Genomic DNA, 8,807 nt, shown 5'->3' on the forward strand with positions numbered 1-8,807 from the left:
TCGCGGCTATAGCCGAGGGTGCCCGTGCCATAGCTGAGCGAGAAGACCGTCATGATATAGAAGAGCACGAAGGTGGCGAGGGCGGCCATGGTGCCAAGCAAGAGGCTCAGCTTGTGGCTCTTGAAGACGTCGAAGAACGGGACTTCGACGCGTTCGGCCTTCTCGATGGCCTTGGCGAATTCCGGGGTTTCGGTGATCTTCAGGCGGATGAAGAGGCCGAAAATGACCAGCACTGCGCTGGCGAGGAACGGCACGCGCCAGCCCCAGGACATGAAGGCTTCATCGCCGAGGAAATGGGCGAGGACCAGGAAAATGGTGGTGGCGAAGAAGAAGCCGACGGGAGCGCCGAGCTGGGGGAACATGCCGTACCAGGCGCGCTTGCCTTCGGGAGCATTTTCAGTGGCGAGGAGGACTGCGCCGCCCCATTCACCGCCGAGGCCAAGGCCCTGCCCCAGACGGCAGAGCGCGAGGAGCAGCGGCGCGAAAATGCCGATCTGTTCGTAGGTCGGCAGCGCGCCGATCAGCACGGTGGAAATGCCCATGGTCAAGAGCGCGGCGACGAGGGTCGCCTTGCGCCCGACCTTGTCACCGAAATGGCCGAAGAAGGCGGCGCCGATGGGGCGCGCCAGGAAGGCGATGGCGAAGGTGGCGAGCGAAGACAGCAGGGCCGAGTTTTCGTCGGTCGAGGGGAAGAAGAGGTGCGGGAAGACGATCACCGCGGCGGTGGCATAGATGTAGAAATCGAAGAATTCGATCGTGGTGCCGATCATGCTCGCGGCGAGAACGCGGCGGGCGGAATTCCTCGGCGCGGCCGCCGGGGACGATGCTGTAGCGATGGTCATGATAGTCCGGGATGCTTTTTCAATTGGGGCGCGGAAATAGCGCGCCTCCATCCCGAATAGTCCGCGCCATAGCCAACGATTGGGTTGAATGCCTTCGACGATGCGGCGGATCTGGTTGAAGCGCAGGGGGCGGTCGACCAGCTTCCAGAGGATCAGGGCCGTCCACTTGTCGGCGATGTGGTCGAGGACTAGCCGCGTGGGGCAGTCCTTTTCGTAGACGTTTGGTGTTCTCATGGCGGGGCCCGGTTTCTGCGGGGTGACCTTATCACCCGGTAGTGCCTTCTTACCAGCTTTCCAGAATTCGTCTAAGTGCAATCCCACTAGCTAGTTTCTATTGGGTACTAGCTGCAATGTGGAGAGCATAATGAGCAAAGAGATTTTGGTAATCGGCGGGACCGGCAATGTCGGCGAGGCGCTGGTGCAGGAACTGGTGGCAAAGGGTGAGACCGTGCGTATTGGGACGCGGCGGCCGGAGAAGGTTTCGGTTGCCGGGGCCAAGGCGGTGCTGGTCGACCTCGACAGGCCGGAGACGCTGGGGCCGGCGCTGGAGGGCGTGGATCGGTTGTTCGTTTTGGCGCCGGCTGGCGAGGCGGATCATGTGCGGCTGCTCGCGCCGGTGGTGGATGCGGCGGCAGAGCGCCAAGTGAAGGTGGTGTTGCAGACGGCTATCGGCGTCGAGGCGGATGATAATATTCCGTTCCGGCAGGTGGAATTGCGGCTCGAAAAATCGGGCGTGCCCTATGTGATCCTGCGGCCGAACTGGTTCTCGGACAACTTTGAGAGCTATTGGGGCCATGACGTGCTGGCGGGCGAAATCCGGGTGCCCGCAGGGGAAGGCAAGTCGAGCTTTATCGATAGCCGGGATATTGCGGCCGCTGCTGCGGCGGCGCTGACGACGGACAAGTTCGATGGGCAGGCTTTTGCGCTGACCGGGCCGGAGGCGCTGAGCTATGGCGAGGCGGCGGAGCTGATTTCCAAGGCGACGGGCCGGACCGTTGGCTATCGGTCGGTCGATGACTCGGAGTTCGTCCCTGCCATCGTTTCGGCGGGTCTGTCGCCGGACTATGCGCAGATGCTGGCGGCGATCTTCTATCCGGTGCGTGAGGGCTGGACCGCGGCGACCACGGATGCGGTGGAAAAGCTGACGGGGAAGAAGCCGCGGACGCTGGCGGCCTATATCAGCGAGAATGCTGCGAAGTTCATTCCGGCGTAAGATGAAGGGCTCCCACGGGGGCCCTTTTGCTTTTCAGGGCTCGGCTTCGATCTTGGTGCGGTTTTCGGCGAGGAAGGGCGAAGAGGAGTCGATGATCATCTCGAACCAGATCGGAAGGTGGTCAGAGAGCTGGTTTTGCTGCCAGTAGCTATCGAAATACTTTTTCATCGCTACGGGGTCGTTGGCGAGATCGGCAGCGCCACCGTAGACGCCGAGCATTTCGGGCAAGTAGGTCGCGGCATCGTCAAGACGCAGGACGTGTTCGAAGGGGTTGAAGACGCCGCCGCTTTCCTGACCATCGGCGGAAAGGGCGAGGCGGAAGAACTTGTTCTTGCGGATGAAAAAGCGGTCGTAGACTTCGGTCAGCGCTGCATTGGTGTGCTTGTCGGCGAGGCTGTTGACCTCGACGAAGCCGGCGGCGCTGAGGAGGTCGATCGATTGCTGGTCGACGGTCCGGAAGAAGTTGAAGTCGCCGGTGAGGATGAGGTTTTCGCCCCAGAGTTCGTCTGATTTTTCCTTGAGGGCTTTTACCAGAAGTTCGACTTCGGCCTTGCGGGCGGCGGCCTTGTTGCCGGTCTTGTCGGGCGAAAGGTGCAGGTTGATGAGGACGAAGCTTTTCCAGCCGGCGCGGAAGCCGGTCATGTAGGGCGTGCGGGCGATCTGGGAGATCATGGCGCCATCGCTGACGGCGGGCCAGAGGACGAGTTCACCGACAAGGCCCGAAAGGTTCACCCGCTTGTTGTTATAGAGGTAGCAGGAACGCTCGCGATTACCGCTGCTGCCATCGGTGATGTCGTTGACGAGATAGGACCAATCGGAGCCCAGGATGCGCATCAGGATGCTGATATCCTTAAGGGTCGATTTGACTTCCTGGATGGCAACGAGATCGAAGCGGGCGACGATCTCGGCGATGTAATAGTAGGATTCCGGCAGGCGCTGGGTGGTGTGTCCGAATTCCTTGATGTTCCAACTGGCGACGAGAAGGTTTTCTTCGGCGCGGCGGGACGGGATGACCTTGTCGAGGGCTTCGCGCAGGCGCAGGAGGCCGTCAATGGTCCGGATTTTCGCCGGCTTGGTCATATCGGGAAAGACGCGAATGAAATCGCGCTTGGCGAAATTAGCTTCGGGACGAAGGTCGTTGTAGAACGGCATGTCCGGCCCCCATTTGGGATGGGGAAGCTTAGCGCAGGGGCGTGACAGGCGGAAGTACGCAGGATTGCTGGCCACCCTGCCCGAGTCCCAGAAAAAGAAATCCCCGCTTTCGCGGGGATGACCTTGTTTGTGTGCCTGGACCTGACCCTAGACGAGGCGGCTCTGTTCCATGGCGGCCGAGATGAAGCTGGTGAACAGCGGATGCGGTTCGAACGGCTTGGATTTCAGTTCGGGGTGGAACTGGACGCCGATGAACCACGGGTGGTCGGTGCGTTCGACGATTTCGGGCAGCTTGCCATCGGGCGAGACGCCGGAGAACAGGAGGCCGTTCTTTTCGAGGAGCTTCCGGTAGTCCATGTTCACTTCATAGCGGTGACGATGGCGCTCGGAAATGCGGGTCGAGCCGTAGATGTCGGCGACGCGCGAGCCGCGGGTGAGCTGGGCGGGATAGGCGCCGAGGCGCAGGGTGCCGCCGAGATTGCCGGAGCTATCGCGGGTTTCGGTTTCGTTGCCCTTGACCCACTCGGTCATCATGCCAACGATCGGCTCCTTGGTGGGGCCGAATTCGGTGGAGGAGGCATTCTTGATGCCGGCCGTGTTGCGGGCGGCCTCGATGCAGGCCATCTGCATGCCAAAGCAAATGCCGAAATAGGGCACGTCTTTGACGCGGGCGAAGCGGGCTGCTTCGATCTTGCCGGCAGAGCCGCGCTCGCCGAAACCGCCGGGCACGAGGATGCCGTGGACGTGCTCGAGATACGGCGCCGGATCGTCGCGTTCAAAGACTTCGCTATCGATCCACTGCAGGTTGACCTTGACCTTGTTGGCGATGCCGCCATGGGTCAGGGCTTCCGAGAGCGACTTATAGGCATCCTTGAGGCCGGTATATTTGCCGACGATGGCGATGTTCACTTCGCCTTCGGGGTTGTGATAGCGGCGGGAGACTTCGTCCCAGGCCGACATGTCGGGCTCGGGCGCGTCGGTGATGCCGAGGGCCGCGAGGATTTCGCGGTCGAGGCCTTCATGGTGATAGGCGACGGGCACGTCGTAGATCGAGGCGACGTCGAGGCCCTGGATGACGGCGGATTCGCGGACGTTGCAGAACAGGCTGAGCTTCTTCTTTTCGCCTTCCGGAATCGGACGGTCGCAACGAACCAGCAACACGTCGGGGGCGATGCCGATGGAGCGCAACTCCTTGACCGAGTGCTGGGTCGGCTTGGTCTTCAGCTCACCGGCCGAGGGAATGTAGGGCATCAGGGTGAGGTGGAGATAGGCGGCGTGATTGCGCGGCAGTTCGTTGCCGAGCTGGCGGATGGCTTCGAAGAAGGGAAGGCCTTCGATGTCGCCGACCGTGCCGCCGATTTCGACGAGGACGAAATCGTAATCCTCATTGCCTTCGAGGACGAAATTCTTGATCGAGTCGGTGACGTGCGGAATGACCTGCACGGTGGCACCGAGGAATTCGCCCTTGCGCTCTTTGGAGAGCAGGTCGGAATAGATCCGGCCCGAAGTGATGTTGTCGCGCTTATTGGCCGCACGGCCAGTGAAGCGCTCGTAGTGACCGAGGTCGAGGTCGGTCTCAGCGCCGTCGTCGGTCACGAAGACCTCGCCGTGCTGGGTCGGCGACATCGTGCCGGGGTCAATGTTGAGATAGGGGTCGAGCTTCCTCAGGCGGACCTTATAGCCGCGCGCCTGCAGCACAGCGCCAAGCGCCGCTGAAGCCAAACCTTTGCCAAGGGAGGAAACCACGCCTCCGGTGATAAAAACGTACCGAGCCATGGGCGATCACCATAAGCACATCATGAACGATTCGCAGAGCCGCATGATGCGGTCCACACAAAAAGAAGAAGGGGATGTTTCCATCCCCTTTTTCGGCGGTCGCCTTTCGGCGCTTTAGTTACCGGTTGTCGTAGCCGGCGTTTGCGTATCAGTCGCCGGGGCCGGAGACTCTGGGGCCGCTGCGGGGGCAGCTTCCGGAGTCGCCGCGGGCGTCGCTTCAGAAGAAGCTGCCGGAGCCGTCTCGGAAGACGCTTCCGGGGTTGCCGCGGGAACCGGCAGGTCGCTGGTCGGGGCGGGAGCCGCCGGAGTCGTTGCCGGAGCAGCCGGGGTCGACGTTGCAGGAGCCTGGGCATCGGCCGGAACCGGAAGGTCCGACGTCGTATCGCCCTGCAGCGCGTTCAGCGCATCAAGAACGTTGGACGGCGCGGCGCCATCTTCAGTGGTCGTCGTGGCGCGATCGAGAATGCTCGAGGTGCCGCGGTCGAACTCATTGAGAATGGTGAGGCCAATAGCCGTGGCGAAGAACAGGGTTGCCAGGATCGCCGTGGTGCGTGTGAGCAGGTTTGCCGAGCCACGCGCCGTCATGAGGCCACCGCCGCCACCACCACCGATGCCAAGCGCGCCGCCTTCGGAGCGCTGGATCAGGATGACGCCGATAAGGGCCACAACGATCAGCAGATAGACAACAATAAGGACGTTCGCCATGAGGTCTTGGTCTTCGCGTCAGTCAGAAAGGATGCGGCGTCATACACGCCTAAAACGGCAAAGGCCAGACCGTTGCCATGTTTTTCATAGCAACGACCCATGCCGTTCGGTCATACCGCGGAGATAATGGTGTAAAAGTCTTTTGCCAAGAGGCTGGCGCCGCCGACGAGGCCGCCATTGACGTTTTCGACGGCGAGAATTTCTCGCGCATTCACGGGCTTGAGCGAACCACCGTAGAGAATGCGGAACTCGTTGCCGCGCGGACCGAAGCGATCGACGAGGCGAGCGCGGATGCTGGCATGCATCTGTGCGATGTCGTCATTGCTGGGGGTGCGGCCCGTGCCGATGGCCCAGATGGGTTCGTAGGCGACGATGACTTCGTGCTGGCCGGCACCATCGGGAATGGAGGCGGCGAGCTGGGCGGCGACGACGGATTCGGCCTGGCCGGCATCGCGCTGGGCTTCGGTTTCGCCGACGCAGATGATCGGCTTCAAACCGGCGCCGATGGCGGCTTCGGCCTTCAGGCGCACCTGATCGTCGGTTTCGCCGTGATCGGCGCGGCGCTCGGAATGGCCCACGATGACGAACTGGGCCCCGGCATCGGCCAGCATATAGGCGGAAACATCGCCCGTATGGGCGCCGGACGCATTGGCGTGGCAATCCTGGCCACCGGCCATGATACCGCTGGAGGCGCCCTGCGCCGCGACGGCGGCAACGAGGGTCGCCGGCGGACAGATGACGACAACAGCGCGTGGAGCCTCGCCAGTCGTGAGCAAATTGGCCAGTTCAGTCAGTTCATCGAGCGACTGGGACACCCCGTTCATCTTCCAATTCCCGGCGATCAGCGGTGAGATGGTGGTCAATCTAGATACTCCTGCCTCTTGCGCCAAAGTGGGCTTTGCCCTAACCCCGGCTGTCGGAAAGTCTTACTAGTCTCAGGCAACCCTTTGGGTAAAGCCTCAGACCCTAAACTGGAACGTTCGAAATGCTCGATGGTTTGCGTGGTTTTGCAAAATCCTGGCCAGGGAAGATCATGGGAGCGTTCCTGCTGGTGGGTGTAGCCGGCTTCGGTATCAACAACGTGATCACCGATCTCGGCAGCAATACCGTGGCCCGCGTGGGCGACCAGGAAATTACATCACGCGAATTTTTGCGGGCTTACCAGAGCCAGGCGAACAATCTCGCCAACCAGATCGGCCGCGTGCCGACCGTGGCCGAGGCCGAGGCCATGGGTCTGCCGACCTATGTGCTGATGAACATTTCGCAGGGCGAGGCGATGAACGTGCTGGCCAACCAGCTCGGCCTAGGGGTTTCCGACGACAAGCTGGGACAGATGCTGCGCACCGATCCTTCGTTCCAGGGGACGCTGGGCAATTTCGATCCGTCGATCTTCAACCAGGTGTTGCAGGCGAGCGGCTGGACGGAAGCGGAATATTTTGAGACGCGCGGCAATGAAGCCAAGCGCGAGCAGTTGATCTCGGCGCTTTTTGCCGACAAGACGCTGCCCGACGTGGCGCAGGGCCTGATCAACGACTATGCCGGCACGCAGCGCACGATCGATTATATCACGCTGACCGACGCCAATATCGAGACGCCGGCGGCGCCGACCGAGGAAGAGCTGACCGCCTACCTCACCGAGCACCAGGCTGAGTATCGCACTGTGGAAACGCGCCGGGTGCAGATGCTGGACCTGTCGCTGGCTTCGCTGGCTGCAACCAAGACGATCGAGGAAGACGCGATCGCTGCCGAATATGAGCGCATCAAGGCGACGCTGACGACGCCGGAGAAGCGCACCATCGAGCAGGTCGTGCTCAATGCCGAGCAGCAGGCTGCCTTTGAGGCCGGTCTGGCCGCGGGCAAGGATTTTGCCACGCTGCTTACGGAAAACGGGCTGACGGCGACGAGCCTTGGCACGCTGACGCAGGCGCAGGTGACCGATACGGCGCTGGCGACGGCAGCCTTTGGGCTGGAACAGGGCGGTGTGACGCTGATCGATGGCGTGACCGGCAAGCGCGCGGTGCATGTCGCCGCCATTGAAGCCGCTGGCCAGCCGACGCTGGAAGAGGCGCGCGAGCAGATCGTGACCTCGCTGTCGATGGCTGCGGCTCGCAATGACATCAACGACATTCTCGATCAGATCGAAGAGCTGCGTGCTGCTTTCCGTCCGCTGACTGAAATTGCCGAGCGTTTCGGGCTCGACCTTTATGAGGCCGATGTGACCGTGGGCGGCAATCAGCTCGAAATGAATTCATCGTCTTCGAGGTGGTTGATAACACCGTGCCGACCGAGCCGCTGGAAACCGCGGCTGCCGACAACCTGCAGAACGAAGCCAAGAACGGGGTCTATGGTGACTTCGTCGGGGCTGTGCGTGACGATGCGGGGCTGCGGATCAACCAGCAGGCGCTGCAGCAACTGCTTGCTCTCAACTTCGGCCAGTAACAACCGGGCCGCTTTCCCACCAACCGTAGAGACCACGATGGGCGACGATTTTTCCACGCGTTTTGCAGAGCAATATGAAGCCGGCAAATCGCAGATCGTCTGGCGTCGCATCGTGGCCGATCTCGAAACGCCCATCGGCACCTATCTCAAGCTGGCGCAGGAACGGACCCATTCGTTCCTGCTGGAAAGCGTGCAGGATGGGACGACGCGTGGGCGTTATTCGATCATCGGGCTGCTTCCCGACCTGATCGTTCGGGTCGAGGACGGCACGGCCAGCGTCAATCGGCAGGCGCAGCTTGATCCAGATGCCTTCGAGGTAATGGATGACAAGCCGCTCGACGCGCTGCGCGGGCTGGTGGCGGAAAGCCAGATCGTCGTTCCCGAGGGGTTGCCGCCGCAGTCGGCGGGGATTTATGGCTATCTCGGCTATGAGATGGTCCGTTATATGGAAGTGCTGCCGAACGGCAATCCGGACGATCTCAAAACCCCGGAAGCGGTGCTGATGCGGCCGTCGCTGCTGGCGATCTTCGATACGGTCAAGGACGAGCTTTACCTGACGGCGCCGGTCTATGTGAAAGCTGGTGTTTCGGCGCGGCAGGCGCTGGAGGCGGCTGAAGCGCGGATCGACGATGCGATTGCCCGGCTTGGGCGCGCTCTGCCGGCGACCCCTGCCCTGCCCG

Annotated in this window: 7 protein-coding genes; 2 read left to right on the forward strand and 5 right to left on the reverse strand. The window is 61.9% G+C overall.

The genetic code is table 11. The features are described 5' to 3' along the window. Positions 1–842 (reverse strand): MFS transporter (locus JP75_RS24175; protein WP_035087656.1); only part of this gene is annotated, 842 nt, incomplete at its 3' end. 364 nt (positions 843–1,206) lie between these two features. Between JP75_RS24175 and JP75_RS24180 the strand changes: the two genes are divergently transcribed. After that, positions 1,207–2,055: an SDR family oxidoreductase gene (locus JP75_RS24180; RefSeq protein ID WP_035087648.1), complete on the forward strand. Its 849-nt coding sequence runs from the start codon at positions 1,207–1,209 to the stop codon at positions 2,053–2,055. Positions 2,056–2,088: 33 nt separating this feature from the next. Here the strand turns inward: JP75_RS24180 and JP75_RS24185 are convergent, their stop codons facing one another. From JP75_RS24185 to tpiA, 4 genes are all read right to left on the reverse strand, one after another. Then, a complete protein-coding gene (locus JP75_RS24185; RefSeq protein WP_035087650.1) occupies positions 2,089–3,207 on the reverse strand; it encodes an endonuclease/exonuclease/phosphatase family protein in 1,119 nt (372 codons plus the stop codon). Positions 3,208–3,354: 147 nt separating this feature from the next. After that, complete coding sequence (locus tag JP75_RS24190; protein WP_035087651.1) at positions 3,355–4,983, reverse strand: CTP synthase; 1,629 nt, start codon at positions 4,981–4,983, stop codon at positions 3,355–3,357. Between the two features lie 114 nt (positions 4,984–5,097). After that, positions 5,098–5,688 (reverse strand): preprotein translocase subunit SecG, encoded by a 591-nt coding sequence (secG, locus tag JP75_RS24195; RefSeq protein ID WP_035087653.1) that lies wholly within the window; start codon positions 5,686–5,688, stop codon positions 5,098–5,100. A gap of 110 nt (positions 5,689–5,798) precedes the next feature. Continuing rightward, the gene (tpiA, locus tag JP75_RS24200; protein ID WP_035087655.1) at positions 5,799–6,551 is read right to left on the reverse strand and encodes a triose-phosphate isomerase; all 753 of its coding nucleotides are present in this window, start codon (positions 6,549–6,551) and stop codon (positions 5,799–5,801) included. Between the two features lie 170 nt (positions 6,552–6,721). Between tpiA and JP75_RS25645 the strand changes: the two genes are divergently transcribed. Beyond that, a partial coding sequence (locus tag JP75_RS25645; RefSeq protein WP_244446397.1) for a SurA N-terminal domain-containing protein occupies positions 6,722–8,807 on the forward strand: 2,086 nt, incomplete at its 3' end.

The organism is Devosia riboflavina (assembly GCF_000743575.1).
Lineage (GTDB): Bacteria > Pseudomonadota > Alphaproteobacteria > Rhizobiales > Devosiaceae > Devosia > Devosia riboflavina.

What these genes read in the sequence shown, in the direction of transcription:
- JP75_RS24180 (WP_035087648.1), top strand. Translation starts at nt 1,207, where the DNA reads ATGAGCAAAGAGATTTTGGTAATCGGCGGGACCGGCAATGTCGGCGAG.
- JP75_RS24185 (WP_035087650.1), bottom strand. Translation starts at nt 3,207, where the DNA reads ATGCCGTTCTACAACGACCTTCGTCCCGAAGCTAATTTCGCCAAGCGC.
- JP75_RS24190 (WP_035087651.1), bottom strand. Translation starts at nt 4,983, where the DNA reads ATGGCTCGGTACGTTTTTATCACCGGAGGCGTGGTTTCCTCCCTTGGC.
- secG (WP_035087653.1), bottom strand. Translation starts at nt 5,688, where the DNA reads ATGGCGAACGTCCTTATTGTTGTCTATCTGCTGATCGTTGTGGCCCTT.